Here is a 707-nt window from a genome sequence, read left to right as displayed (position 1 = left end):
TTCAGACTCGCTTTCGCTGCGGCTCCGGCTTCTCACCTTAACCTTGCATGCAATCGTAACTCGCCGGTTCATTCTACAAAAGGCACGCCATCACCCATAAACGGGCTTTGACTAGTTGTAGGCACACGGTTTCAGGATCTCTTTCACTCCCCTTCCGGGGTGCTTTTCACCTTTCCCTCACGGTACTGGTTCACTATCGGTCACTAGGTAGTATTTAGCCTTGGGAGATGGTCCTCCCGGATTCCGACGGAATTTCACGTGTTCCGCCGTACTCAGGATCCACTCAGGAGGGAAGCGATTTTCGGCTACGGGGCTGTTACCCACTGTGGCGGACCGTTCCAGGTCGCTTCGCCTAACCGCTTCTTTTGTAACTCCGTATTGAGTGTCCTACAACCCCAAGAGGCAAGCCTCTTGGTTTGGGCTGATCCCGTTTCGCTCGCCGCTACTCAGGGAATCGCATTTGCTTTCTGTTCCTCCAGGTACTTAGATGTTTCAGTTCCCTGGGTCTGCCTTCTCATGTGCTATGAATTCACACATGGATACCGCCCCATTAAAGGCGGTGGGTTCCCCCATTCGGAAATCTCCGGATCAAAGCTCACTTACAGCTCCCCGGAGCATATCGGTGTTAGTGCCGTCCTTCTTCGGCTCCTAGTGCCAAGGCATCCACCGTGCGCCCTTTCTAACTTAACCATTAGAAAGTCGACCGA

At 53.2% G+C, this 707-nt stretch carries 1 rRNA gene; it reads right to left on the bottom strand.

Annotation, left to right across the window (positions count from 1 at the left end):
• A 23S ribosomal RNA gene (locus HU147_RS19110) occupies positions 1 to 690 on the bottom strand; the annotation flags it as partial.
• Between the last annotated feature and the right edge of the window lie 17 nt (positions 691 to 707).

Source organism: Planococcus chinensis (assembly GCF_020071995.1).
Lineage (GTDB): Bacteria > Bacillota > Bacilli > Bacillales_A > Planococcaceae > Planococcus > Planococcus chinensis_A.
The sequence above is the reverse complement of the archived record's forward strand: the minus strand, read 5'-3'. Positions and strand labels throughout refer to the sequence as shown.